This is a genomic window from Halopelagius fulvigenes (genome assembly GCF_055398025.1).
The window spans coordinates 1,081,526-1,108,196 of record NZ_AP043846.1; the positions used below are offsets into that span (position 1 = coordinate 1,081,526).

20 protein-coding genes are annotated in these 26,671 nt (G+C 68.0%); 10 read left to right on the top strand and 10 right to left on the bottom strand.

Features of this window, described 5'->3' with window-relative positions; translation table 11 throughout:
* Nucleotides 1-113 precede the first annotated feature (113 nt).
* Entirely contained in the window at nucleotides 114-1,412 is a 1,299-nt protein-coding gene (locus ACZ522_RS10210) for a PKD domain-containing protein (RefSeq protein WP_379692437.1), read from the bottom strand.
* A gap of 243 nt (nucleotides 1,413-1,655) precedes the next feature.
* Between ACZ522_RS10210 and ACZ522_RS10215 the strand changes: the two genes are divergently transcribed.
* From ACZ522_RS10215 to ACZ522_RS10225, 3 genes are all read left to right on the top strand, one after another.
* Nucleotides 1,656-2,249 (top strand): AsnC family transcriptional regulator, encoded by a 594-nt coding sequence (locus ACZ522_RS10215; RefSeq protein ID WP_379692436.1) that lies wholly within the window; start codon nucleotides 1,656-1,658, stop codon nucleotides 2,247-2,249.
* A gap of 90 nt (nucleotides 2,250-2,339) precedes the next feature.
* Nucleotides 2,340-4,952 carry a heavy metal translocating P-type ATPase gene (locus ACZ522_RS10220; protein ID WP_379692435.1) on the top strand — a complete coding sequence of 871 codons (2,613 nt, stop codon included), beginning with the start codon at nucleotides 2,340-2,342 and terminating at the stop codon, nucleotides 4,950-4,952.
* A 1-nt stretch (nucleotide 4,953) separates the two neighbouring features.
* Nucleotides 4,954-5,139 (top strand): hypothetical protein, encoded by a 186-nt coding sequence (locus ACZ522_RS10225; RefSeq protein ID WP_379692434.1) that lies wholly within the window; start codon nucleotides 4,954-4,956, stop codon nucleotides 5,137-5,139.
* A 61-nt stretch (nucleotides 5,140-5,200) separates the two neighbouring features.
* Here ACZ522_RS10225 and ACZ522_RS10230 read toward each other — a convergent pair whose 3' ends face one another.
* The 4 genes from ACZ522_RS10230 to ACZ522_RS10245 are packed head-to-tail and all read right to left on the bottom strand — an operon-like array spanning nucleotide 5,201 to nucleotide 9,271.
* Nucleotides 5,201-5,992 carry a DUF7260 family protein gene (locus ACZ522_RS10230; RefSeq protein WP_379692433.1) on the bottom strand — a complete coding sequence of 264 codons (792 nt, stop codon included), beginning with the start codon at nucleotides 5,990-5,992 and terminating at the stop codon, nucleotides 5,201-5,203.
* A gap of 45 nt (nucleotides 5,993-6,037) precedes the next feature.
* Entirely contained in the window at nucleotides 6,038-7,231 is a 1,194-nt protein-coding gene (locus ACZ522_RS10235; protein ID WP_379692432.1) for an ABC transporter substrate-binding protein, read from the bottom strand.
* Between the two features lie 58 nt (nucleotides 7,232-7,289).
* Nucleotides 7,290-8,105 (bottom strand): ABC transporter ATP-binding protein, encoded by an 816-nt coding sequence (locus ACZ522_RS10240; RefSeq protein ID WP_379692431.1) that lies wholly within the window; start codon nucleotides 8,103-8,105, stop codon nucleotides 7,290-7,292.
* Between the two features lie 56 nt (nucleotides 8,106-8,161).
* A complete protein-coding gene (locus ACZ522_RS10245) occupies nucleotides 8,162-9,271 on the bottom strand; it encodes a FecCD family ABC transporter permease (RefSeq protein WP_379692429.1) in 1,110 nt (369 codons plus the stop codon).
* Between the two features lie 616 nt (nucleotides 9,272-9,887).
* Between ACZ522_RS10245 and glpK the strand changes: the two genes are divergently transcribed.
* From glpK to ACZ522_RS10270, 5 genes are all read left to right on the top strand, one after another.
* The gene (gene glpK, locus ACZ522_RS10250; protein WP_464391809.1) at nucleotides 9,888-11,426 is read left to right on the top strand and encodes a glycerol kinase GlpK; all 1,539 of its coding nucleotides are present in this window, start codon (nucleotides 9,888-9,890) and stop codon (nucleotides 11,424-11,426) included.
* A gap of 2 nt (nucleotides 11,427-11,428) precedes the next feature.
* The gene (locus tag ACZ522_RS10255) at nucleotides 11,429-12,472 is read left to right on the top strand and encodes a DUF7973 family transport facilitator (protein WP_379692425.1); all 1,044 of its coding nucleotides are present in this window, start codon (nucleotides 11,429-11,431) and stop codon (nucleotides 12,470-12,472) included.
* Between the two features lie 82 nt (nucleotides 12,473-12,554).
* A complete protein-coding gene (locus tag ACZ522_RS10260; protein ID WP_379692423.1) occupies nucleotides 12,555-13,730 on the top strand; it encodes a Cdc6/Cdc18 family protein in 1,176 nt (391 codons plus the stop codon).
* A gap of 175 nt (nucleotides 13,731-13,905) precedes the next feature.
* Nucleotides 13,906-14,217 (top strand): HalOD1 output domain-containing protein, encoded by a 312-nt coding sequence (locus tag ACZ522_RS10265; RefSeq protein WP_379692422.1) that lies wholly within the window; start codon nucleotides 13,906-13,908, stop codon nucleotides 14,215-14,217.
* A gap of 75 nt (nucleotides 14,218-14,292) precedes the next feature.
* Nucleotides 14,293-15,576 (top strand): MBL fold metallo-hydrolase, encoded by a 1,284-nt coding sequence (locus tag ACZ522_RS10270; protein ID WP_379692420.1) that lies wholly within the window; start codon nucleotides 14,293-14,295, stop codon nucleotides 15,574-15,576.
* Nucleotides 15,577-15,616: 40 nt separating this feature from the next.
* Here ACZ522_RS10270 and ACZ522_RS10275 read toward each other — a convergent pair whose 3' ends face one another.
* Nucleotides 15,617-17,425: an SLC13 family permease gene (locus ACZ522_RS10275; protein ID WP_379694508.1), complete on the bottom strand. Its 1,809-nt coding sequence runs from the start codon at nucleotides 17,423-17,425 to the stop codon at nucleotides 15,617-15,619.
* A 265-nt stretch (nucleotides 17,426-17,690) separates the two neighbouring features.
* On the opposite strand from ACZ522_RS10275, the gene ACZ522_RS10280 reads away from it, so the two are divergent.
* Nucleotides 17,691-21,032: a PAS domain S-box protein gene (locus ACZ522_RS10280; RefSeq protein ID WP_379692419.1), complete on the top strand. Its 3,342-nt coding sequence runs from the start codon at nucleotides 17,691-17,693 to the stop codon at nucleotides 21,030-21,032.
* 182 nt (nucleotides 21,033-21,214) lie between these two features.
* Nucleotides 21,215-21,559, top strand: coding sequence for a hypothetical protein (locus tag ACZ522_RS10285; protein WP_379692417.1), 345 nt, complete (start codon nucleotides 21,215-21,217; stop codon nucleotides 21,557-21,559).
* Between the two features lie 9 nt (nucleotides 21,560-21,568).
* Here ACZ522_RS10285 and ACZ522_RS10290 read toward each other — a convergent pair whose 3' ends face one another.
* The 4 genes from ACZ522_RS10290 to ACZ522_RS10305 all read right to left on the bottom strand — a co-directional run bounded on the left by ACZ522_RS10290 (nucleotide 21,569) and on the right by ACZ522_RS10305 (nucleotide 26,648).
* Nucleotides 21,569-21,859 (bottom strand): hypothetical protein, encoded by a 291-nt coding sequence (locus ACZ522_RS10290; RefSeq protein ID WP_379692415.1) that lies wholly within the window; start codon nucleotides 21,857-21,859, stop codon nucleotides 21,569-21,571.
* 46 nt (nucleotides 21,860-21,905) lie between these two features.
* Nucleotides 21,906-22,778: a hypothetical protein gene (locus tag ACZ522_RS10295; protein ID WP_379692414.1), complete on the bottom strand. Its 873-nt coding sequence runs from the start codon at nucleotides 22,776-22,778 to the stop codon at nucleotides 21,906-21,908.
* 70 nt (nucleotides 22,779-22,848) lie between these two features.
* Entirely contained in the window at nucleotides 22,849-23,922 is a 1,074-nt protein-coding gene (locus tag ACZ522_RS10300) for a matrixin family metalloprotease (protein ID WP_379692412.1), read from the bottom strand.
* Nucleotides 23,923-23,981: 59 nt separating this feature from the next.
* The gene (locus tag ACZ522_RS10305) at nucleotides 23,982-26,648 is read right to left on the bottom strand and encodes a heavy metal translocating P-type ATPase (protein ID WP_379692410.1); all 2,667 of its coding nucleotides are present in this window, start codon (nucleotides 26,646-26,648) and stop codon (nucleotides 23,982-23,984) included.
* Between the last annotated feature and the right edge of the window lie 23 nt (nucleotides 26,649-26,671).

Consider the following 26,671-nt stretch of genomic DNA (forward strand, 5'->3'; position numbering starts at 1 on the left):
TCGAACGTACCCGCCGTACGCTTAATGCGCTTTCTCTTCAGAATCGAAAGTAGAATCCCGAGCCGACCGAACGTTCGAAAGCGACGGTCGGCCCGAAAAACGGAACCTGCGCGTCAGTTCTCGGTGAACTGGTCGTGGTAGTGCCGTTCCACGTCGAGTCGTTGCTCGCGGGTCAGGTTCCCGAGTTCGCTGTCGTAGAGGTACCGAGCGAACTGATCGCGGGTGCGGACGTGCGCGAGTTCCTGATCCTCGGCGAACGGTTGCCGGTCGTACATCTCGGTTATCTTCGCGGCGGAGTCGGGACTCAGTTCGGAGAAGTTGTAGCCCCACTCGGCCTGCGCGAGTTCGTCGCGCGAGTACGCCGCGTTCTCGCCCGTGTCGTCGAACTGCGCGTCGAACGCCTCTTGGACGTCGACGCGAGCGTCGAAGCCGAGTTCCTCGAAGCTCGCGTTGTAGCGGTCGCGCGCGATTTCGTCGCGCGAACGGACCTCGGCGGGGTCCCACTCGCCGGACGGTTGGCGGAGGTACAGTTCCTCGACGGCGGCGGCGTCCGCCGTCCCGAGGGCGTCGAAGTCGGACCCGAAGACGGCCCGCGACAGTTCGTCGCGCGAGTACGTCGCGGACGCGTTCGCGTCCGAGGAGTCCGAGGAGTTAGACGCCGTCGTCTCCTCGGATTCGTCCTCTGCGGACCCGTCGGCGGAGGTGTCGGCCGTCTCGTCCTCGTACTCGGTAGAGCGAACGGTGATGGTGACGTTGGCCGTATCGGTCGCGCCGCGGGCGTCCGTCACGGTCACGCGGAACGTCACGTCCGTCCAGACGGCCACGTCGGGCGAGACGACGGACGCGGTGGCGGTGTCGTTGCGCACCCACTCGGCGTCCGGACCGGACACCTGCGTCCACGTGTAGTTCAGTTCGTCGCCGTCGGCGTCGCGGGACGCGGCGGCGTCGAGTTCTACCCGCGTCCGTTCGTGGACCATCCCGTCAGCGCTTACTGCGGCGACGGGCGCGGTGTTGTTCTCGACGGACGCGTTCTCGGCCGACGCGTTCTCGGCCGACGCGTTCGCCGACGACTCGGCGTCGGTCGCGTTCGTCTCCGAGGAGTCGGTCGCGTTCGCCGCGGAGTCGGCCGTCGCCGCCTCGGTTCCCGTCGGCGCCGCGGTCGATTCGGTCCCCGTCGAGTCGGTCCCGGCGGAGTCCTCTTCGGACGACGCCTCGGTCGTTGTTCGGTCGGTCGATGCGGTCGATGTCGCAGTCTGTTCGGACGACGATGCACCGGTCGTCACGGCCTCCACGGACGACGCGACGTCGTCCGTCGATGGGACGCCGATGTCGGCGCCGACGCCGCCGACGAAGGCGGCGGTGGCGACGACGCCGACGCTTGCGACGACGGCGATGAGCGTTTGGTACTTCATAGTGTAGAGCCTCGCACCTCGGAGTTTCGTCGGATGGGGAACCCTTCGTTATGCGGCGACGAGCGAACGGGTAGGTGAGAGATAACTTCAGTTACGAGATACAGTATTCTCGTCGGGAAGGTAGCTCGGAGGCGTTAATCCGGGTCAAACTCCGCACAACCGAACGTGAGGCGTCGGGAGACTTCGGATTGCAAAGTCTCCGGGGTCGAAACGTTATTCGTGCCGAAGCGACCACACGGGGCCGTGAGCAGTCTCGACGAGACGGACATGGAGATTCTCGAACTCCTGTCCGAGGACGCGCGGCGGCCGTACAGCGACATCTCCGAGCGAGTGGGACTCTCCGCGCCCGCCGTCTCGGACCGAATCGACCGCCTCCGGGAGTCGGGGGTCGTGAGGCGATTCACCGTGGACGTGGACCGGTCGCAACTCCGCGCCGGCGTCCCCGTCCTCGTCCGCCTCGAACTCCGACCCGAGGAACTCTCCGACGCGAAAGACGCCGTACAGGGCGCGGACGCCGTCGAACACGTCTTCACCACCGTCGAGGGCGACGTGGTGTTCCACGGCCGGTTCCGCGCCGACGCCGTCAGGACGCAGTTGGACGAACTCGTGGACCTCTCGCGCGTCGAGGACTACGAGGTGACCCTCCTCTCGGACGCCGAGTGGACGCCGAACGTCCGCGGCACGGAGTTCGCCCTCTCCTGCGCGGAGTGCGGCAACACCGTCACCGACGAGGGCGAGTCCGCCCGGTTCGGCGGCGAACGGTACCACTTCTGCTGTCCCTCCTGTCTCGCCCGGTTTGAAGACAAGTACGAACGCCTCGAAGCGGGCGCCGAGTAGACCTTCGATTCCTAAGTTTTGTCGCCGTCTAACCCTGGTTAGATAAGGGGAAACCGAGGTAAGTGAGGGGTGCGTAAGAGTATGTGAGTGATGAGTACCACAACAGCCCACCTCGACGTGCGCGGGATGTCCTGCGCTAACTGTTCGCAGACGGTTAGCGAAGCCCTCCGGTCGCTCGACGGCGTCGAGGAGGCGAACGTCAACTTCGCCACCGACGAGGGGAGCGTCACGTACGACCCCGAGCGGGTGTCCCTCGCGGACGTCTACGACGCCGTCGAGGAGGCGGGGTACGACCCCGTCGAAGCGACGGCCACGATAGGAATCGCCGACATGTCGTGCGCCAACTGCGCGGACGCGAACCGCGAGGCGTTGGAGTCCACGCCGGGCGTCGTCCGCGCGGACGTGAACTACGCCACCGACGAGGCGAGCGTCGTCTACAACCCGGCGGACGCCTCCAAAGAGGACCTCTACGACGCCGTCGAATCGGCCGGCTACACGCCGGTCCGCGAGGACGACGGCGACGAGGGCGACGGCTCCGACGCGCGCGACGCCGCCCGGAACGCCGAGATGCGTCGGCAGAAGCGCCTGACGCTGTTCGGCGCGGCGCTCTCCGTCCCCTTGTTGGCGATGCTCGTCCTCGAACTGTTCGCCTCGGGCGTCCTCCCCGAGACGATTCCGGGCACCGACCTCCCGTTCGGGTGGGTGGCGTTCGCCCTGGCGACGCCCGTACAGGTCGTCCTCGGCCGCGAGTTCTACGAGAACTCCTACAAGGCGGTCGTGAAGAACCGCACCGCGAACATGGACGTGCTCATCGCCCTCGGGTCCTCGACGGCGTACCTCTACTCCGTCGTCGCCCTGTTGGGCGTCCTCCCGAACGCCGGCCTCTACTTCGACACGGCGGCGCTCATCTTGGTGTTCATCACCCTCGGGAACTACCTCGAAGCGCGTTCGAAGGGGCAGGCCTCCGACGCCCTCCGGAAACTGCTGGAGATGGAGGCCGACACGGCCACCCTCGTCGAGGAGGACGGCACCGAACGCGAGGTGCCCCTCGAAGACGTGGAGGTGGGCGACCGCCTGAAGGTCCGCCCCGGCGAGAAGATACCCACCGACGGCGTCGTCGCGGACGGCGAGTCCGCGGTGGACGAGTCGATGGTGACCGGCGAGTCCGTCCCCGTCTCCAAATCCGAGGGCGACGAAGTCGTCGGGTCGACCGTCAACCAGAACGGCGTCCTCGTCGTGGAGGCGACGAAGGTGGGCGAGGACACCGCCATCCAGCAGATAGTCGAGACGGTGAAGGAGGCCCAGTCGCGCCAGCCCGAGATTCAGAACTTCGCGGACCGCATCTCGGCGTACTTCGTCCCCGCGGTCATCGCCAACGCCCTGTTCTGGGGCGGCGTCTGGTTCGCCTTCCCGGAGGCGTTGGCGACGTTCGTGAACGGCCTGCCCCTCTGGGACGTGGTGGTCGGCGGCCCCGCCGCGGCGGGCGGCCCCGTCTCGAACTTCGAGTTCGCCGTCCTCGTGTTCGCGTCGTCGGTGCTCATCGCCTGCCCCTGCGCCCTCGGACTGGCGACGCCCGCCGCGACGATGGTCGGCACGTCCATCGGCGCGCAGAACGGCGTCCTGTTCAAGGGCGGCGACATCCTCGAACGCGTCCGCGACGTGGACACCGTCGTCTTCGACAAGACGGGTACGCTGACGAAGGGCGAGATGTCCCTGACCGACGTGGTCGTCGTCGAACCCGCCGCGGACGGCGGGAAAGCGGCCGCGGACGGCGGGCAGTTAACCGACGAACGCCCCGAACGCACCGAGGAGTCGGTCCTGCGCCTCGCCGCCGCCGCCGAGAGCGGAAGCGAACACCCCCTCGCCGAGGCCATCGTCGAGGGCGCGCGCGAACGCGGCATCGACGTGACGGACCCCGAGTCGTTCGAGAACGTCCCCGGACACGGCGTCCACGCCACCGTCGAGGGCCGGGAGGTTCTCGTCGGCAACCGCAAGTTGCTCTCCGACGAGGGCATCGACCCCGCGCCCGCGGAGGACGAACTCCGCCGACTCGAAGGCGAGGGGAAGACGGCGATGCTCGTCGCCGCCGACGGCGAACTCGTCGGCGTCGTCGCCGACGCGGACACCCTCAAGGAGTCCTCGGCGGACGCCGTGGCCGCCCTCCGCGAACGCGGCATCGACGTGCGGATGATAACCGGCGACAACGAGCGAACCGCCCGCGCCGTCGCCGAGCGAGTCGGAATCGACCCCGAGAGCGTCCGCGCCGGCGTCCTCCCCGAGGACAAGGCCGACGCGGTGGAGGAGATACAGTCCGACGGCAGTCGGGCGATGATGGTCGGCGACGGCGTCAACGACGCCCCGGCCCTCGCCACCGCGTTCGTCGGCGTCGCCATCGGGTCCGGCACCGACGTCGCCATCGAGGCGGCCGACGTGACGCTGATGCGCGACGACCCGCGCGACGTGGTGAAGGCCATCCGCGTCTCGGAGGGGACGCTGTCGAAGATTCGGCAGAACCTCTTCTGGGCGCTGGGGTACAACGCGGCGATGATTCCGCTGGCCTCCCTCGGACTGCTCCAACCCGTGCTGGCCGCGGTGGCGATGGCGTTCTCGTCGGTGTCGGTGCTGACCAACAGCATGCTGTTCCGGCGGTACGCGCCGGACCACGACTACCGACTGCTCGGCTTCCTCCGCGGAGGGAACTGACGTGGGCGACGACTGCACCTACTGCGGGTGCGACGTGACGGTTCACGACCCCGTCTACGTGGAGGAGACGGACGCGGACGGACGTCGCGTCCCCGCGGGGCGGTTCTGCAGCTACGGCTGTCTGGCGGCGCACGTCGAAGCGGAGGGACTCGCCGCCGGGACGACCTGTCGGGTCGAACTCGACTGACCGGCGGCGCGGGAGGGCGACGAGGAGAGACGGACCCGCCGAACGAGACGCGGCGTCGCCCTCAGTACTCGTCTCTCAGCGCGTCGTGAACGGCGTCTCGCTTCTTCTCGCACCGCGCCGTGAGTTCGCCGACGGAGGACAGCACCGGGTACGTCACCTCGCGGTCCGAGGAGAGGTACTCGACGACGGCGTCGTGGCGGATGCCGGCTTTCAGCCCCGTCGCGGAGACGTGCCGAAGCGTCTCCTGTCTCCGGTCGGCGACGCCTTCGAGGCCGGATTCGACGGCGTCGATTCGGTCGCGCATCGAAAGCAGTTCCTCGGTGTCCGCGAGGATGAGCGTCGCCTCGTCCGTGGGCGGAAGCCGCCTCCTCGCCGCCTTGAGGTCGTCTATCGCCGAATCGAGCGAGTCCCGTTCGCGTTCGAGGACGCGAACCATCACCGTGTTCTCCGCGAGGCGTTGCTCTGTGTGTTCGAGGACGGCGCGCTTCAGTTGCGGCGTGAACCGGTTGCCGCCGCCCTCCGCGGCGAGGGCCACCGCGACTTCCTCCGTCAACTCGGCGGCGATGGTCTCGTGGACCGACGGGTTTCCGTCGTCGCTCTCGGTGACGTGCGGTTGGACCAACTCGGCGAACGCCCGACGGACGGTTCGACAGGCGTCGTCTCCCGCCGCCGAACTGGCGGCCGTCCACCCGGCGGGGCCGCCGGCGGCCCCGCCGTCGTCCATCGTCGTCGCGGGCGTGGTCTCGACGCAGTTCTTGAACCGTCTGAACGCGTCTCGCTGCTTCGAGACCGCACGGTGTTCGTCGCGGGCGTCGCGTCGCGCGGAGAGCGGAGGTTCGAGTGCGTCCGACATGGTCAGTTGCTCCCAGATTCGGGGCGGGCGGCCACGGGTGCGGCGTCAGATATCCCCGTTGACGATGGAGGCGACCCGTTCGCGGTCAAACAGTTCGCCCTCCACGTCGTACAGTTGTTTGGCGGCGCGTTCCGTGAGGACGAGGTTCGTGATGGGGCCCTGATAGAGGGGGCCGCCGCGGTAGACGTCGCCGTTCTTGACCGCGGTGAGCGCGCTCGCCGTCTCGTGGTCCTTCATGAACGAGACGACGGTGTTCTGGAACTCCTTGGCCGTCTTGGCCTCCTGTCCGCGGAGGAGGAGGACGTCAGGGTCGACCTCCAGAAGCGTCTCGTAGTCGATTTCGCCGCGCGAGGAGTGGAAGTCCTTCACGTCCGTCTCCGCGAGGGCGTCGCGGACGTTCAGGTCGCGCCACTGCTTGAAGCTCGTCCCCTCGCTGATGACGTACGGCAGGAACGTCTCGGGTTGGTCGCCGGAGGCCCAGAGGACGGCCACCCTCGGGCGTTCGGACTTCGAGGACGGCACGACGTCGGAGAGACCCGTCTGGAACTCCTCGTGGAGGGAGGCGAACGCCTCGTAGCGGTCGGTCCGTTGGAACACCTGCGCGAGTTTCTCGAACGCCTCGTACAGCGAGTAGTACCTGTAGTCCTCGTGCCACGTGTACCCCCGCGAGAAGATGCTGTTGCCGAAGAACGGCGCGACGTTTTTCGCTATCTCGTCGACGTCCGCCTGCTTCCAGCCCTTGTAGCGGTTCAGAAGGAAGTTCGGGTCGATGACGTGCAGGTCGCCGTCGAGTTGGTAGAACACCTCCTTGCTGACGCCGTCGGAGTAGAGCGACACCATATCGCTCTTGTCGACGGAGACGTCGGGAATCTCGTCGTAGTACTGGGTGTGGTACCGGGACGTCATCCAGACGCCCTTCGGCGGTTCGACGCCGAGGGCGACGCCCATGTCGGCCCAACTGCCGTTGTTCGCCACCCACGTCTTCGGGGGTTGGTCGAACGAGACTTCGCCCACGGGTTCCATCGAGACGGAGTAGGAGGAACTCGACCCCGTCGTCTCCGACTCGGTTCCCGTCCCCGTCTCCGTGGCCGACTCGGTCGCAGACGCCTCCGTCCCCGTCTCGGTCGAACCGGAGCCGCTTCCCCCCATACAGCCGGCGAGAAGACCGCTCGTAGCCAGTAGTCCGCTCGCCTTCAGCACGTTACGCCGGGTCCGACGCGGTGCGCCGTCGTTTGTCATTACGTTTTAGGCCGACCTAAAACCACAAGAGTGTTACGATGTGGACGGGAGAATCGGCTCACAGCGACCGTTTCGGGACGATTTCGGGGTCGGGCGTGTGGGAGACGGCGGCGTCGACGTTGAACACGTCCGCGAGGAGTTCCTCGGTCACTACTTCGCGCGGCGGCCCCCAGTCGTACACCTCGCCGTCGCACATGGCGACGAGGTAGTCGGCGAACCGGGCCGCCTGCGCGATGTCGTGGAGGACGACGGCGACGGTGACGCCGCGTTCCTCGTTCAACTGCCGGACCGTCTCCATCACGCGGAGTTGGTGGTGTAAATCGAGGTAGGTCGTCGGTTCGTCCAAGAGGAGCACGTCCGTGTCCTGCGCGAGGACCATGGCTATCCACGCCAACTGCTTTTGCCCCCCGCTGAGGTTCCCCACCTGCTTGTCGCGGAGGTGGTCCACGCCCGCCAGATCGAGCGCGCGTTCGACGGCGCGTTCGTCCTCGTCGGACACCTGCTGGAAGAAGTTCCGGTGGGGGTAGCGGCCGTGGTAGACTAAATCCTCCACGGTGAGCGACCCGGGCGACTCGTTCTCCTGCGAGAGCATGCCCAGCTCGCGGGCGAACTCCTTGTCGCCGTACTCGTGGAGTCGCTTCCCGTCGAGGGTGACGACGCCGCCGTCCGGGTCGAGATGGTTCGAGAGCGCCTTCAGGAGCGTGCTCTTCCCGCTCCCGTTCGGCCCGACGAGCGCGGTTATCTCGCCGCGCGGCACGTCGATTCGGTCGCACTCGACGACCGGTCCGTCGCTCGTCGGGTACGACAGCGTGAGGTTCTCTCCGACGAGCGCGCTGTCCGTCTCCTCGCTTCCGTCCCGTGCGGTTCGTTGCATGGTATCAGTCTGTTCGGCCGGTCGCGTCCGTTCTGTGGTGTCGTTTACCTTGCTCATCAGATGTCACCCAGGTTCTGCTGTCTCCGCATCAGATAGAGGAAGTACGGCCCGCCGACGAGGCCGGTGACGACGCCCACGGGCAACTGAACCGGGTCCAACGCCAGTCGCGCGCCGACGTCCGCGACCACCATCAGCGCCGGTCCGGCGAAGACGCACCCGACCATCAGGCGCTTGTAGTCGCTCCCGACGAGGTTCCGCACGAGGTGCGGCACGATGAGGCCGACGAAGCCGACGATGCCGGCGACGGCGATGGCGGCGCTGGCCGCGAGGATGGCGACGCCCGAGAGGAGAAAGCGCGTCCGTTCGACGGACATCCCGAGCGACTGCGCCGTCTGTTCGCCGAGCAGGAGAACGTTCAACTGCCGGGCGGCGACCACCGAAAGCGAGAGCGCGACGGCCGTTGAGGGAAGCGCGAGACGGACCTGCTCCCAGTCGACGCCGGTCAGCGAGCCGGTGGTCCACGCGATGGCGCTCTGGACGATGGCGAGGTCGTCGGCGAAGAAGAACATCGCCGTCTGCATCGACTGAAACAGCGTGCTGACGATGACGCCGGCGAGGACGAGGCGGACCGGACTCGTCCCGCCCTTCCACGCGATGGTGTAGACCAGGAGGAACGCCAGCGCGCCGCCGCCCGCCGCGATGAGCGGGAGGAACGGCGCGAGGCCGCTGAAGACGACGAGCGTCAGGAGAATCGCGAGCCCCGCACCCGACGAGACGCCGAGGATGTACGGGCTCGCAAGCTCGTTTCGGGTGACCGCTTGGAAGATAGCACCCGAAACCGAGAGGTTCGCGCCGACGAGGATTGCGACGAGGACGCGCGGCAGTCGGATGTTCCAGACGATGAGGCTCTCTCGCCCCATCTCCGGAAGCTCCGTTCCGAAGAGGAACGCCGACCACGCGTCCACGTTGAAGAGAACAGCCGGGTTCAGCACGGCCCGCCACGCTTGGGTGAGCGACATCGTGTACGTGCCGAAGCTCACCTGCACGAGACCGCCGAGAACGACGACGACGACGCTGGCGACGCAGAGGCCGACGAGCGACCCGTCGATCCATCCGACGCCCCGACGAAGCCGCGACCAGATACCCAACCGCGTAGATTCACTCATCGGACGTTGTTTAGGGTTACCTAAACCATACGTATATGCGTTACTCTTCGGCGCGAGAAGCCGGAAAACGAGGGCACGAGCCGCCGACTCCGTACGCAACGGCGGATACACGGCGTTCGTCCCGGCCGGACGGCGGCCGCGAGGATTTCGAACGCGCGCGACGAACCCGTTCGTCGCTCCGCCGGGGCGGCGTGCGGTCGTCTATCGGATAGGTCCCCCGACACATAATTCGTTCGGCGGAATCGACGCAGCGTCGCCTCGGACTGGCGTCCGTCGCGCTTCTCCCCGAATCGGGGGCCCTCACTCGCCCTCTGTCGGTGCTCTCTGAGTCGCAGATGTTGTGAACCGGTGGTGCGCCGTGCGAGTAAAGAATAGTCTAACGAGCGAAAAATTAGCTATAGACGAGACGGGACGCCGGTCGCCGAGCCGAACTCGGCGCGGCGGGCGTCACGGACCGATTCGCCGTTTCATCGGATAAAGCGCCCGAAGAACCGCGTTTCGATCGCTCTCGTTCGTCGGTGAACCGTGAACTGATGGTAAGGTTTATAATTATCTTAGTGTATTGTTATCGGTAGTGCGGCGCTCTCGGTAAAGTAGCGTCGCGGGACCGAGAACGATGAGTGAAGAACGATACATCGGCGCCATCGACCAGGGGACGACCGGAACCCGGTTCATGGTCTTCGACCACGACGGACAGGTAGTAGCGAACGCGTACCAGAAACACGAACAGGTGTATCCGGAACCCGGCTGGGTGGAACACAAGCCGCAGGAGATCTGGGAGAACACGAAGGAGGTCATCGACGCGGCGCTCGCCGAGGCCGGGATCGGCTCCGACCAGTTGGACGCCATCGGCATCACGAACCAGCGCGAGACGACGCTCATCTGGGACCGCGAGTCGGGCAAGCCCATCCACAACGCCATCGTCTGGCAGGACCGACGCACCACCGACCGCGTCGAGAAACTCCAAGAGGAGGGCAAAGAGGGGTGGATCCGTGAGAAGACCGGTCTCGAACCGGACGCGTACTTCTCGGCGACGAAGGCCGAGTGGCTGCTGGACAACACCGACCAGATCAAGCTCCAGCGGATGCGCCCCGACGACGTCCGCGAGAGAGCCGAACAGGGCGAGTTGATGTTCGGTACCATCGACTCGTGGCTCATCTACAAGCTGACGGGGAACCACATCACGGACGTGACGAACGCCTCGCGGACGATGCTGTTCAACATCCACGAGATGGACTGGGACGAAGAACTCTTAGATGAGTTCGGCGTCCCCGAGGCGACCCTTCCCGAGGTGCGTCCCTCCTCCGACGAGAACCACTACGGAACGACGGACGCCGACGGCTTCCTCGGCGCGGAAGTTCCCGTCGCGGGCGCACTCGGCGACCAGCAGGCGGCGCTGTTCGGCCAGACCTGTTTCGACGAGGGCGACGCGAAGAACACCTACGGCACGGGGTCGTTCATGCTGATGAACACCGGCGACGAGGCCGTCGAGAGCGAGCACGGTCTACTGACGACCGTCGGCTTCCAGCGCTCTGGCGAACCCGTGAAGTACGCCCTCGAAGGTTCCATCTTCATCACGGGCGCGGCCATCGAGTGGCTCGAAGACATGACGCTCATCGAGGACGCCGCCGAGACCGAGGAACTCGCTCGGTCGGTCGATTCGACGGACGGCGTCTACTTCGTCCCGGCGTTCACCGGGCTCGGCGCGCCCCACTGGGACCAGCGCGCCCGCGGCACCATCGTCGGCATGACGCGCGGCACCCGCCGCGAGCACGTCGTCCGCGCGGTATTGGAGTCCATCGCGTTCCAGACGCGCGACGTGGCCGAGGCGATGGAGTCCGACTCGGGCATCGAACTGACGACGCTCCGCGTCGACGGCGGCGCGGTGAAGAACAACTTCCTCTGTCAGCTACAGGCGAACATCGTCGGCACCGACATCGCCCGTCCGGTCGTCGACGAGACGACGGCGCTGGGGTCGGCGTACGCCGCGGGCCTGGCCGTCGGCTACTGGGAGACGGTGGACGAACTCCGCGACAACTGGCAGATAGATAGCGAGTTCCAACCGAAGAGCCCCGGCGACGTCGAACAGCGCTACGGTCGCTGGAAGGACGCGGTCGAACGGTCGCTCGACTGGGCGCGCGACGGAGGTGAGTGAGCGTGGCGCTCGCCGAACTCTGGTCGATAGAGATGCTCATCGCCGCCTTCGCGGGCGGGGCGTTCGGGGCCGCGCTCGGCGCGCTTCCGGCGTTCGTCTTCACCGGCTTCATGGTCATCGCCGGCGAGGCGGCGAGCATCGCCAACGCCGACGCCGGAGCCATCACAGGTTCCGTCGCGTTCGGCGCGCCGTTCTCGCCAGCCATCAGCTTCGCGGGCGGCGCGGCCGCCGCGGCGTACGCCGCCAAGCGCGGCTACATGCAGTCGGGCTTCGACTACCACAACGCCAAGGACATCGCGTTCGCACTCGGGACGAAACCCGACGTGCTGGCGGTCGGCGGCCTGTTCGGCATCCTCGGCTACTGGCTGACGGTGATTTCGGCCACGTTCAACATGCCGTACGACCACATCGCCATGGGCGTCGTGCTCTCGGCGCTGTTCCACCGACTCATCCTCGGCTACGACGTCATCGGGAAGGTGCGCGGGAAGGGCCTCCTCGACATGACGCCGTTCGAGCGCGAAGAACTCCGCACTGCCGACGGCGCGTCGCCCTCGGGCGGCGCGGTGGCCGACGGCGGCGAGGAGACCCGTCTGGCGGTCGAACCGTGGCTCCCCCACCAGTACAAGTGGGGTAACGTCGCGGCCATGGGCGCTGTCGCCGGTATCTTCGGCGGGTACGTCGCCATGGTGACCGGCAGCGCGTTCCTCGCGTTCGGTATCAGCGCGGCGTCGCTGCTGTTCTTGAACCTCGGCGTCGAGCGGATTCCCGTCACCCACCACATGACGCTGCCCGCCGGGACGGCGGCGCTCGCCATGACGAACGGGGGCGCGGAGGGGTCGCTCGCCGTCGCGCTTCTCGTGGCCGGCGCGTTCGGTCTGGTGTCCGGGCTGTTCGGCGAGTTGTTCCAGCGCGTCTTCTACGCGCACGGCGACACCCACTGGGACCCGCCCGCCGCGGCCATCGTCTTCGGCACGTTCCTCGTGTTCGTGATGTACGCCATCGGCGTCTTCCCCAGCAGTTCGTGGGTCGCGACGCTGGGAATGTAGCCGCTCCCTCGCAAATTTATTAGCGACGATACCTTAGCACCGCCAACGTGAGCGACGGTTGGTCGGAACCCGATTCGACTGAATGAACATCGAAGACCGAATCCTCCAGCGGAAACGTCGGGGGGAACGACGGCGATTACTCGTCGACGAGAGCGCGCTGAGCCCCGTGTGGCACCCGGAGAGTCCGGTGGGCCGCGGGGCGACAATCGAGCGACTGCTGGACCGTCTCGACCCCGTCTTCGACGGCGAGACGCCGGACGACGTGTACGTCCACGGCCCCTCGGGGTGCGGGAAGTCCGCCGTCGTGACCGCCCTGTTTCACCACCTCTCTCGGCACCTCTCCTCGCCGACGAGCACCATCCAGACGACGACGCGGAGCGGTAGCGAGTCCGGCACCACGTTCGCGTACGTGGACGTCCGGACGGCGACCAGCGAGTTCGAGTTCTACCACCGACTGCTCGACGAATCGACCGAGGAGTCCGTCCCCCGGCGGGGACTCTCCACCGACGAACTGCGCGAGCGGATTCGACAGTACCTCCGGACGCAGTCGCTCGTCGTCGCACTCGACCACGTGGACGAGGGCGACCCGGCGCTTCTGGAGTGGTTGGCGCGCGAACGCGACGAGTGGTCCCGCGACGTGTCGGTGGTGGCCGTCGGACGGGCGCGCCCCGAGGCGGCCCCGGAGGCGGTGTCCGACGCGCCGACGGTCGAAGTGCCGCGCTACCACCGCGCCGAGGTGACGGACATCCTCACCAGTCGGATCACCGCGGGGTTGGCGCGCGACGCGGTGACGCACGGTCAGATTCGCACGCTGGCGACGTGGGCGGAGGGCAACGCCCACGACTCCCTCGCGGCGCTTCTCGGCACCGTGGACGCCGCACTCGACGACGGGGCGACCGTCATCGAGGAGAGCCACCTCCGGGCCGGCATGGACTCGGTGCCGCGCCCCTGCGTGTCGCTCGGGCGCGTCCTCGCACTCGCGGAGAACAGACAGGAGGTGCTGTGCTACCTGCTCGAACTCGACGAGTCCGAGCGCTCGTCGGTGCAGAAGACGGCGGACGCACTGGCCCGCCGGTCGTCGCTCTCCGCGAGCACCATCCGGCGCTACCTGTACGAACTCGCCGAAGAGGACGTGGTGGCGCGCGTCCAAGCCGACGAGTCGAACGGGGCCGGCCGGCCGCCGAGCAGGGTCGAACCGCGCTTCCCGACGCGGGCGTTCCAACGCCTGACGACCGTCGAGCGGCGGGCGTCGAACTGACCACTACCCGCGGAGTGGATAATTTATTGACGCGAATCGTTATACCGTTAGCCAGCGAGTCGTCCGAATAGAACGGTCGAACACGCCCGCCGAGCGGTTCTCGAACGGTCGAGTTCCGCGCGAACGCGACTCCCGACGGGGCGCGCCGGACGGGTGGGTTCCGTTCAGTACACTCATGTCGTCACACTCATCATCCGGCGGACGGCCGACCGACGAAGACGCAGTCCGGTACTTCTCGCGGACCGACCCGGTCAGCCTCCGCGTCGTCGAGGCCGTCGCGGCGTTCCACGGCGTCGACCCCCTCGAACTGCGGCCGTTGGCCGAACACATCGACGCCGACGCGTTGAACGCCCTGTTCTCGACCGTCGGGGACGGGGCTCTCGACGGTGCGATGGTCACCTTCCGCTACGAGGGCGCGCGGGTCACGGTCACCGGTCGGGGAGACATCGACGTCGTCGGAGCGGACCCCTTCGGTCGGCGCGAGTAGTCCCCCGTTCCCCCCGCCGCTGACGCCCGACCGGAAGCGACGAGTCCAAACGGCGCGCCTGACTACGTGCCGGTAATGGACATTCGGTTTCTCGGCGGCGCGCGCGAGGTGGGTCGGAGCGCCATCCTCGTGAACGACCGCCTCCTCCTCGACTACGGGATGCTGACCGGCAACCCGCCGCAGTTCCCGGTCGGCGCGCCCGACCCGGAGGCCGTCGTCGTCAGCCACGGCCACCTCGACCACGTCGGGTCGATTCCCGCGCTCCTGTCGGGCGACCGGCGGCCGCCGATACACTGGACGCCGCCGACGCGCGAACTGGCGCTGACGCTCGCGCGCGACACGCTGAAACTGCACGGCGTCTCCGGGAGCGGAGCGGCCGGAGGCTCGCGGGGCCGGAGGCGACGCGGCGGAAGCTACAACTGCCCGTTCACCGAGACGGAGGTAAAGCGCGTCACGCAGGTGTCGGAGACGCACGGCTACCGCGAGACGTTCGAGGCGGCGGGCCACGAGGTGACGTTCTACAACGCCGGCCACATCCCCGGAAGCGCCCACGTCCTCGTGGACGACGGCGAGACGCGCCTGTTCTACACCGCCGACTTCCACACCGACGACCAGCGGTTGGTGTCGGCGTCCGCCGCGCGTCCCGACGCCGACGCGGTCATCTGCGAGAGCACCTACTCGGACGTGGAACACGACCCACGCCGGAGAATCGAACGGCGGTTCGTCGAGAGCGTCGAGACGACGGTGTGGGACGGCGGTACCGTCGTCGTGCCCGCGTTCGCCATCGGGCGGACCCAAGAGATGCTTCTGGTCTGCGAGGCCAACGACATCGACTGCTACGTGGACGGGATGGGCAAGCGAGTCACGCGGATGCTCCGGCAGTACCCCGAGTTCGTCCGGGACGCCGAGGCACTCCGGCGCGCGAAGTCGAACGCCCGCTTCGTCACCGGCCGGGACGGACAGCGGAGACGCATCGCCGCGCAGAACACGGTCATCGTGACGACCAGCGGGATGCTCTCGGGCGGGCCGGCGATGACCTACGTGCCGGCGATACGGTCGAATCCGACGAACAAAGTCGCGCTCACGGGGTATCAGGTCGAGGGGACGCCCGGGCGCGAACTGCTGGAGTCGGGGCGGGCGGAACTCGACGGGCGCGTGATGCCCGTCAGCGCGCAGGTGGAGTGGTACGACTTCTCCGCGCACGCTGACAGAGGTGGCCTGCTGAGCCTGCTCGACTCCTACCGCGGCAGTCGCGTCCTCGTGAACCACGGCGACCGCTGTGCGGCGTTCGCCGAGGAACTCCGAGCGGACGGATTCGACGCCTCCGCGCCGGATATCGGCGACGCGGTGACGGTGTAGGCGTCGTCCGACCCGACGTACCCACCGGCGTACTCGGGGCTCACGCGCCGACGCCCCAGAAGAACGCGATTCCGAGGACCGTGACGAACGACAACAACAGTTGTAGCGGCGCGCCGACGCGGAGGAAGTCCGAGAACGTGTAGCCGCCGGGGCCGTAGACGAAGAGGTTCGTCTGGTAGCCGACGGGCGTCATGAACGCCGTCGAGGCGGCGAACGTCACCGCGAGGACGAACGCGAACGCGTTGGCTCCGATGGACTGCGCGGCGTTGGCGGCGACCGGAATCATCAGCACGACGCTGGCGTTGTTGCTGATGACGCTCGTCAGCAGGCCGGTCGCCAGATAGAACACCCAGAGGACGCCGAGCGCCGGCAGGAACGCCGCCGTCGAGGCGACGGCGGTGCCGAGAAGCGCGGCGGCCCCCGTCTGCTGGAGGGCGATGCCGAGGGGGATGACGCCCGCGAGCAGGAAGATGACGTTCCACTCGACGGAGGAGTACAGCTCGTTCGGTTCCAAGACGCCGGTGAAGACCATCGCGACCACCCCCGCGAGCGCCGAGACGACTATCGGGAGGACGTTCAGCGCCGGGAGCGCGACGACGCCGGCGATGATGGCGACGGCGAACGGAATCTTCTCCGTCCGGTAGTTCACGTCGTCGAACTCGTGGGCGACGATGAAGTCCTCGTTCTGGACGAGGCGGGTGAGGCTGTCCGGCGGGGCCTGCACCAAGAGCGTGTCGCCGACCCGGATGCGGATGTCCTCGAACCGGTCGCGGACGACTTCGCCGCGGGAGCGGAAGGCGAGGACGTTCGCGTCGTACCGCTGCCGGAAGGTCGAACTGGCGAGCGTCTCGCCGACGAGGAACGACCCCGACGGGACGACGACTTCGACGAGGACGGGTTCCTCCTCGTCGGAGTGCAGGTCCTCTTCGTTCTGCGGTCCGCCCGCGAACGTGAGTCCCTCCGCGTCCACGATGCGTTCGAGCGTGTCCCGGTTCGTCCTGAGGCGGAGCGTGTCGTTCTCGTGAATCTCCTTGCGGGCGAGCGGTTCGTCGAAGCGCTCCCCGTAGCGGACCAACTGGAGGGCGTCGATGTCGAGGTCGTCGTCGCCGAACGCCTCCTCGACGGTCTGCCCGGTGAACGACGAGTTCGCGGGGACGACGACGTCGGCGAGGTACGCCTGCAGGGCGTACTCCTCGACTAAGTCCTCGTCGGCCGGAATCCGCTCGGGAATCAGCCGGACGCCGACCGTCATCAGATAGAGCGCGCCGACGGCGAAGACGATGACGCCGAGTTTGGTGAACTCGAACATCCCGAACGCCGAGAGGCCGAGCTCGGGCGACTCCGCGCCAAGTTGGGCGGCGATGTCGCTCGCGAGGATGTTCGTCGAGGTGCCGATGAGCGTCAGCGTCCCCCCGAGCATCGAGGCGAACGACAGCGGCATGAGCAGCTTCGACGGCGACGTCTCCCCCTCGTGTGCGAGGTCCGAGATGACCGGCACGAGGATGGCGACGACCGGCGTGTTGTTGATGAACCCCGAGACGGGGCCGGTGACGCCGACGGTCGCGGCGAGCTGCTTGCGCCGACTGGTCCCGGCGAACGCGGCCATCTTCCGGCCGATGAGCTGGACGATGCCGGTCCGGTTGATGCCCGTGCTCAGGATGAGCATGGCCAGCACGGTTATCGTGGCCGGGTTGGCGAACCCGGAGATCCCCTCCTGCGGGGATATCTGCGTCCACGGTTCGAGAACCATCAGCAGGACCATCATGAGGATGGCCGTCACGTCGATGGGGAACCACTCCGTCGCGAACAGGACGAGAGCGAGGAGGATGAGCGCGAAGACGACGAGCATCTCGGCCGTCACCGAAGCCGAAGCCGAAGCCACGCTCTGAACGGCCAGAGAAGCCGCGGAGAAAGACATACCGAGAAGAGACGCTTCCGAGGGAAAAAGGAACGGTATCCGTCTCCGCCGCGGCGCGTCGCGCGAGGCGGTCGGAGGGTTCGTCCGCGCCCGACCCGGGTGCGGAAGCGACTGCGCGTCGCCTCAGACGGCACCGCGCGACGGGAGATTTGGGGGCGACGAGCAGTTTAACTCGGTTAAGGGCTTCTACGGAGTAATGAGTACCAAATCGGATGCCACCGAAGGGGCATTCTGGGGAGATGCCGACGACGAGGTGGCACTCCGGCGGTATCAGACGCTCTTCGATACGCTCGACGACGGCATCTATCACCTCGACGCCGAGGGACGGTTCCTCGCGGTGAGCGACGAACTCGTCGAGACGACCGGGTACGCTCGGGAGGAACTCCTCGGCGAACGCGTCTCCGTCCTCCTGACGGACGACGGCGCCGAACGGGTAGAGCGCGAAGTCGCGCGCCGAGTCGAGTCGGGGAGCCGCGAAACCGTCCCCTTCGAGTTGGACGTCCGAACCGCCGACGGCGGCACGGTTCCCTGCGAACTCCGGGTCAGCCCGCTCCTCGAAGACGGCGGGTTCCGAGGGAGCGTCGGCGTCGTCCGCGACCGCTCGGAGGCGAACCGGCAGGCGGAGGCGCGCGACCCGTCGCGGGCGTCGTACGAGTCCATCAGCACCGTCCTCGACGAGGCGGACATCGGCGTGTTCGTCCTCGACGACGAGTTCGAAGTCGCGTGGGCCGACGAGACCGCGGAGGAGTACTTCGGCCTCAACCGGGACGAAGTGATCGGGCGCGACAAGCGGGAGGTCATCCGGGAGACGGTGAAGGAACGGGTCGCTGACTCCGAGCGGTTCGAGGAGAACATCCGGGCGACGTACGAGGACAACAGCTACATCGAGCAGTTCGAGTTCCGGGTCACCGAGGGCGAGGAACGCGAGGAACGGTGGCTCGAACACTACAGCAAGCCGATAGACGCCGGACGGTACGCGGGGGGTCGAATCGAGCTGTACTACGACATCACGGACCGAACGGAGTCCGAGGACGCCCGCAGGGAGACCGAGGCGCAGTTTCAGTCGCTGGTCTGCGCCGTCGAGGAGTACGCTATCCTCCGTCTGGACCCCGAAGGACGGGTCGCAAGTTGGAACGAGGGCGCGGAGAGAATCAAAGGCTACACCTCCGAGGAGATAGTCGGAGAGCACTTCTCGGCGTTTTACACCGAGGAGGACAGGGCGGCGGGCGTCCCCGACCGGAACCTCGAACGGGCGACCGAGGAGGGGGTGATCGAAGAGGAGGGGTGGCGCGTCAGGAAGGACGGGAGCCGGTTCTGGGCGAACGTGACCCTCACGGCGGTTCGTGACGACGACGGCACCCACCGCGGGTACCTGAAGGTCACGCGCGATACGACCGAACAGCACAACCGGGAACTGGAACTGCAGAGCGAACTCCAGCGCATCCTCAGCCGAATCTCCGACGCGTTCTACGCCGTAGACGAGGAGCTGCGCTTCACGCACGTCAACGAACGCGCCGAGGAACTGCTCCAACACTCCGAGGAGGAACTGCTGGGCAAGTACCTCTGGGACGTGTTCCCCTCCGCCGCCGAAATCGACGACGTCTGGGACGCCTTCGAGACGGCGAGGCGGTCGCAGGAGGCGACCAGCTACGAGCTGTACTACGACACGCTGGACTTCTGGGTCGAGGCGAATCTCTACCCCTCCGAGACGGGCATCTCGGTGTACTTCCGCGACGTGACCGAACAGAAGAAGCGCGAACGGACGCTGGAGCAGTACGAGGCCATCGTGGAAACCGTCGGCGACGGCATCTACGCGGTGGACGCCGACTCGCGGTTCATCATGGTCAACGACGCGTTCTGCGAGATGGTCGGCTACGACCGCGAGGAGCTTCTCGGGGAACCCGCGGCGATAGTCCACGACGAGGCGGTGACGAGGCGGGCCGAGTGGTTGGTGGAGGACGTGTTGGACGGCGAGCGGACGCTCCCGAAGATCGAACTCGACCTGCGGACGAGCTCGGGCGAGGCGTTCCCCGCGGAGAGTCGCATCGCCCCCTTCCCGGACGGCGACACGTACGGCCGGTGCGGGGTGGTTCGAGACGTCTCCGAACGCGTCGAACGCGAGCGAGAGTTGGAGAAGTACGAGACGATAGTCGAAACCGTCGAAGACGGCATCTACGCGGTGGACGCCGACTCGCGATTCACGATGGTCAACGACGCGTACGCGAAGATGACCGGCTACGCTCGGGACGAACTGCTCGGCTCGAACGTCTCGTTGGTCGTCGCGGACGACACCGCCGAACGCGCGGCGGAGATGGAGGCGGCGTTGAGAGAGGGAGACGTCAGCGAACCGGTGCTGGAGGGGGTGTTGCGGACGGCGGACGGACGCCGCGTCCCCGCGGAGGCGACGTTCGCGCTGCTTCCGGGCGACAGCCACGAGCGCATCGGCGTCGCGCGCGACATCACCGAACGGAAGGCCCGAGAGCGCGCCTTAGAGGAGAGCGAACGCCGGTACCGAACGCTCGTCGAGCACTTCCCGAACGGAGCGGTCGGGCTGTTCGACGAGGACCTGACCTACACCGTCGCCGGCGGCGAGATGCTGACCGAACTCGGAATATCCCCCGAGGAGGTGGTCGGAGCGACCATCGTCGAGCGCTACCCCGAGGAGTTGATCGAGGAGGTCGAACCGCACTTCCGCGCCGTCTTCGACGGCGAATCGCGGACGTTCGAGATAGAGCGTCACGGCAGGTCGCTGTTGGCGCACACGCTCCCCGTCCGGAACGCCGACGACGAGGTGTACGCGGGCATGCTGATGCTCCAGGACGTCACCGAACGGAAGGAGTACCGCCGGAAGCTCGAGGAGTCCAACGAGCGCTTAGAGCAGTTCGCCTACGTCGCCTCCCACGACCTGCAGGAACCGCTCCGGATGGTCACGAGCTACCTCAAGCTGATAGAACGGCGGTACGCCGACGAACTCGACGAGGACGGCGAGGAGTTCATCGGGTTCGCCGTCGACGGCGCAGAGCGGATGCGCGAGATGATCGACGGCCTGCTCACGTACTCGCGCATCGAGACGCGGGGGAACTCCTTCCGGCCGGTGGACCTGAACGACGTTCTCGGCGACGTCCGCGAGGACCTCCAGATGCAGATAGCGGAGAGCGACGCCGACGTCGAGTCCGAGCGACTCCCCACCGTCGAGGGCGACGCCAGCCAGCTGCGGCAGCTGTTCCAGAACCTCCTGAGCAACGCCATCGAGTACAGCGGCGGCGAGCCGCCGAACGTCGAAATCACCGCCGAGCGCGACGGCGAAAGTTGGGTCGTCTCCGTGCGCGACGAGGGAATCGGCATCGACCCCGACGGTCAGGACCGCATCTTCGAGGTGTTCCAACGGCTGCACAGCCACGAGGAACGGCCCGGGACCGGCATCGGACTCGCGCTCTGCCGGCGCATCGTCGAGCGACACGGCGGCGAGATCTGGGTCGAGTCGGAACCCGGCGAGGGGGCGACGTTCTCCTGTCGGTTGCCGGACGTCCGAGAGTAGTCCGCCCGGCGTTCGGGAGGCGGCGCGGTGGTCGGGTCGCGAACGACCGCACCCGACGAGTAGGCGAGAGCGGAGAGAAAAAGGGGAGCGGGAAGCCCACCCCGCAGCGCAGTTCCTGCGGGCGGGGCGCGCGCCGCGAGACACGCGGAGGACTCATCCGTCTCCGCCCCGGACGGAGTGGTATGAGCCCGGACAGGAACCGCGCCCCGATTCGCGAGCTCGTGGCCGACCTGTCGGACCACCTCGAATCGACGGCGGAGCTACCGGTCGAACGGCCCGAGAGCGCGTACCTCGGCGAGGCGGAGGCCGTCGCCTCCGACGTTGCCTCGCTGTGGCTCGCGGGACACCCCTCGCGGGCGGGCGACGCCGACGTGTCGCTGACCGTCGTCCGGTCGCGCATCGAACACGTCGAGGAGTTGCTGTCGAACGTCGAATCGACGGAGAGCGAGGCGGCGAACGACCACGTCGAGGCGGCAAAGGCGCTGACCGAGGACATCCTCGCCCGCCTCGACGGCCGTTCGGAGTAGACGCGCGGGTCAGAAGCGCGTCACCTGGAACTCGCGGTAGCCGCCGTAGGCGATTTCGAGCGACCCCAACCACCAGTTCCATCGGTCGGCGACGCCGGACCCCTCGGGCGCGTCGCCCATCTGGCGGACCACCTCCGCGACGGTGAGGGGTTCGCCCCTGTCGGCTTCCGGTTTTCCCGACTCTGCGAGGTCGCGCGCCTGCCGAGCGACGACGCTCCGTTCGCGTTCGCTGCCGCCGAACGCCCGTTCGAGTTCGGTCGCCAGTTCCTCGGGGTCGAGAGGGGGCGGGGACTCCGGCACGGCCGGCGCTTGGGGACCGAGCGACAAGAATGGTCGCCGTCGCCGGTCACGACGCCCACGCGAGGACCCAGAAGACGACGCCGAACATTCCGAGGATGGCCACCGAGGACGCCGCCAACTCGGCGTCGCCGCGGCGACTGGCGAGGAGTGCGACCGTTCCCGCGAGGCCGAAAAAGAGGAGTCCGAACGCGACGAGGGCGGCCTTCGCCGCCCGGGAGGTTTCGCTCGGGTCGAGGCCGTAGTCGCGCGACTCGATTTCGGAAAGCGCGCCCTCGACGGCCGGGAAGTCGGACTCGGGCACGAAGACGAACGACGGACGCGAGAGCGACATCGAACCCGCGTACCGGAGGCGGACGACGCGCATCGACCCGAGGGACCACGACTCGTGAGCGCGGAGCGTTCGAACGTCATACGGGCGCGGTTTCGGTCCCGAGAGGACGCGGAGCGACCCCTCCTCGACCGACACGTCGCCCGCCGACTCGCGCGCGACGGCGACGACCCACGCGACGAACAGGCCGACGAAGAGGGCGGGGAAGACGACGGGGACGCGCGTCGCGGTGGCGAGAACCCCGGCGCAGAACGGCGTCGAAAGCAGGAGGTACCGCGGCCGCAAGTTGAGGTCGTACGGCAACAGGTCGCTCAGGTCGCCGCCGCCGTGCGCCGTGACGAGATAGAGGAGGGAGAACGGGCCGCCGACGAGGAGCAACGTCACGAGGACGACGAGGGAGTCCGGGGACTCGCCGGTCAGCGAGCCGTAAGCAACGATTCCGAGGAGAACGAAGACGAAGAGGAGGACCGCGGCGAAGAAGCCCGCGACGGCGTGTCTGACCGCGGTTCGGAGACGGGTCGGGGACGGGCGTTCCCACGAGACGACCGACGGGGAGGGAGGCCCGGCGCGTTCGCCGGTTGGAGGGACCATATCCGCCGGTTTTCCGTCCGCCGGGTTAACTGTTGGCCGGTCGACGGTTCGCGGAGACGATCCCTCGCGCCTACCGCCACCACTCGCTCCGGCGTTCCTCGTGTGAGGCGTCGCGGAACGGCGGCGGTTTCTCCCAGTTCTCCTCCATGCCGAGGGCGTACGCCATCCAGTAGCCGACGTGCCACCCGACCGCATCGGTGGCCGTGTCGTCGTCGAGGACGATTTCGAGACCGGTGTACGTCTCGACGACCCCGTCGCCGTCGGGGTCCGTCCCGGTCGTCCCGGCGCAGGAGGCCGCCTCCGCCGAACACGGCGGCGTCTCGGCGAACCGGACGGTCACCTCCGCGTTCGCGGGGTCGGAGACGTACTCGAAGGAGACGTTGTCGGGGACACCCGGCGGAGACCCCTCGTAGTAGTCGAGGGCGTGCTCGACCTGTCTGCGCGCCGCCTCGGGGTCCGTCGCGCCCGACGCGTCCACGTGGACGGTGAACTCCCCGTCGTCCCACGGGAACTCGCGTTCGGTCGCGTTCGGTTGCGTCTCCGTGTACAGGACGGACTGACTCGCCATCACGTCCGCGGGGGCGTCGTCGTGCCGCAGGCCGAGGGTGTGCCCGAGTTCGTGTTTCAGGACCAACACCGTCGAGGAGTCGGAGAAGCCGGTCCGAATCGACACCTTCGCCGGGCGTTGGATCTGGCGTCGGTGTTCGATGAGGGGCGCGCACCCGGCCGCCTCGGCGGCGTTCTCGCAGTCCTCCACCCTCTCGACGAACTGGACGACGACGTCGGGGTTCGCGGCGTCCGGTCGGACGACGTACTCGACGGGGTAGCCGGCGTAGCGTTCGGCGTTCTCCTCCCAGTAGGCCGTCGCCTCGCGCACCAACGGGGCCCAGTTCCGACCCGTGTCCGCCGTATCGCGTATTGCGACGACTATCGGGTCGTCGCCCCACGGACTCTCGCGGTCGGGGTGCGCCGTCGCCGTCGGCCCGGCGTCGGTCGGCGTTCGCGTCGTCGAGTCCGGGGTTCCGCCGGTCGGCGCGTCCGTCGACGTCGAGGGGTCCTCCGTCGGGATATCGACGGGGATGGCGCACCCGGCGAGGACGACGAGTGCCGCGAGAGCGAGGGCCCGGAGAGCGGTGCGAGACATTCGTTCGATCGGATGTGAATCGGCGAAACAAAAGAGCGTTCGGTCGGCGGAAACCGGGGTTACCGGTAGTCGCTCGCCTCGGACTCGGGTTCGACGCCCGCCAGTCGCAGGGCGTTCGTCGTCACGCCGAGACTCATGCCCATGTCGCCGACGACGATGGCGAAGGCGACGGAGATGAGGCCGAGGGGCGCGGCGACGGCGAGGACGGCCTTCATCGCCAGCGACGACCAGACGTTCTGCTCGATGATGCTCGTCGTCTTCCGCGAGAGCGTCACCAGGTACGGCAGGCGCGTCAGGTCGTCCGAGAGGAGGGCCACGTCCGCCGTCTCCAACGCGGTGTCGGTCCCGGCCGCGCCCATGGCGATGCCGACGCTGGCGGCGGCGAGTGCGGGCGCGTCGTTGACGCCGTCGCCGACCATGGCGACGTTCCCGTCGGCTTCGAGTTCGCGCACGGCGTCCACCTTCTCCTCGGGGAGGAGGTCGGCGCGCACGTCGTCCACGCCGAGTCGTTCGCCGATGACCTCCGCGGTCCGTTCGTTGTCGCCAGTGAGCATCACGACGCGTTCGACGCCGAGTTCGCGGAGGCGCGAGACGGTCCACGCCGCCTCCGGGCGGACGGTGTCGGCGACGGCGACGACGCCCTCCAGTCTCTCCTCGGTGCCGACGAGGACGACCGACTTCCCCTCGGATTGGAGGCGGGGGATGACCTCGTTCGCCAAGTCCACGTACGACCCGTGTTCGCACTCGCGGGCCGACGCCTCTGGCGTCGCGCCTGCGGCGGGACCGCCGTCGGTGCGGACGTGGGTGTGTTCGAGGTCGAAGCCGAGTTCGGCGAACAGCGACGGCTTCCCGGCGTAGTGCGTCTCGCCGTCCAAGTCCGCGCGGACGCCCTTACCCGTCAGGGCCTCGAACCCCTCGACGTCGCGGTTCGGCACCGCCTCGTCGTCGGCGCGGGAGACGATGGCCTTGGCGATGGGGTGTTCGCTCCGCGCTTCGAGGGCGGCGGCGCAGCCGAGGAGGTCGGACTCGGAGGTGCCGTTGACGGGCACCACGTCGGTGACGCCGAGTTCGCCCGTCGTGAGCGTCCCCGTCTTGTCGACGGCGACGATGTCCACCTCGTTCATCGCTTCGAGGTACGTCCCGCCCTTCACGAGGACGCCGTTGCGCGCCGCCGAGGTGATGCCCGAGACGACGGAGACGGGCGTCGAGATGACGAACGCGCAGGGACACGCCACCACGAGGAGCGTCAACGCGCGGACGAACCACGTCTGCCAGTCGCCGGCGAAGGTGAACTCGTACCCCGCCGCGCCGACCGAGACGGGGTCGGCGATGAGGAGGGGCGGCACCGCGGCGGTGAACACCGCGCCCGCGACGATTATCGGCGTGTAGTACCGAGCGAAGCGGTCGATGAACTGCTCGGACTCCGTCTTCTCGCGGTTGGCCTCCTCGACCATCTCGACGACCTGCGAGAGCGTCGAATCGTCGGCCGTCGCCGTCGCCTCGATTTCGAGGTAACCCTCCTCAACGATGCTGCCGGCGTACGCCTCGTCGCCGGGCGAGAGGTCCACGGGGACGGACTCGCCGGTGATGGGCGACTCGTCCACGGCGGACTCGCCCTCCGTGACGACGCCGTCCAGCGGTACGCGTTCGCCCGGGCGGACGAGAACCGTCTCGCCGACGGCCACGTCCTCGGCGGCGACGACGACTTCCTCGCCGTCGCGTCGGACCGTCGCCGTGTCGGGCGACAGTTCCATCAGTTCCCGCAGGGAGTTGCGCGCGCGGTCCATCGAGAAGCGTTCGAGCAACTCGGCGACGCTGAAGAGGACGGCCAGCGTCGCCGCCTCGAACGGCAGGTTCACCGCGATGGCGCCGACGATGCCGGCGGACATCAGCAGGTCGATGTCGAGGTTGCGGTTGCGGAGCGAGTAGTAGCCGTTCCGCAGAACCGGCACGCCCGCGGCGGCGATGGCGACGGCGTAGGCGACCCACGCGGTCGATATCTCGTAGCCGAGGGGGGCCGCGAGGAGGACGTCGAAGCCGGTAAGTAGGAACTCCAAGGCGAGTCCGACCGCGAGGAACGTCGCGCCGGCCCACGTCTTCAACGCGCGCGGACTCGTCCACACGGCGCGGGACTCGCCGGCGTCGGCGTCATCGTCCACCACGTCGTACCCCGCGCCCTCGATGGCGGCGACGAGGCGGCCGCGGGAGGTCACGTCGGGGTCGAAGGAGACGCCGACTTCGCCGAGGGTGGGTTGGGTGTCCACGTCGCCGACGCCCTCGACGGAGCGGAGCGCCGACTCCACCTTCCCTGCGCAGGAGGCGCAGTCCATGTCGGGCACGTCGAACGTCGCCGCCTCCTCGCCGAGGACCGAGTAGCCGGCGGCCTCGACGCGTTCGTGGACGGCGTCGCCCGTCGTCTCCGCGGGGTCGTACCCGACGTAGAGCGTTCCCGTCGTGGGTTGGGGGTCCACGTCTCGGACGCCGGCGTCGGCGCGGACGCTCTTCTCGACTTTCTCCGCGCAGGAGGCGCAGTCCATCTCCGGAACCGAGAGTCGGAGCGTCTCGCCCGCTTCGCCGTCCGACGCTTCGGCGGTCGCCTCCCCGTCGGTCGGCGTTTCGGCGGTCGGTGCCTCGTCCCCCGTTTCGCACCCGCAGTCTCCCCCGGACCCGCACTCGCCCCCGGACGAGTCGTGGTCGTGACCGCGGTGCTCGTCGTCTCGCGTCATACGCGTGGCTAGGCGACAGAAGG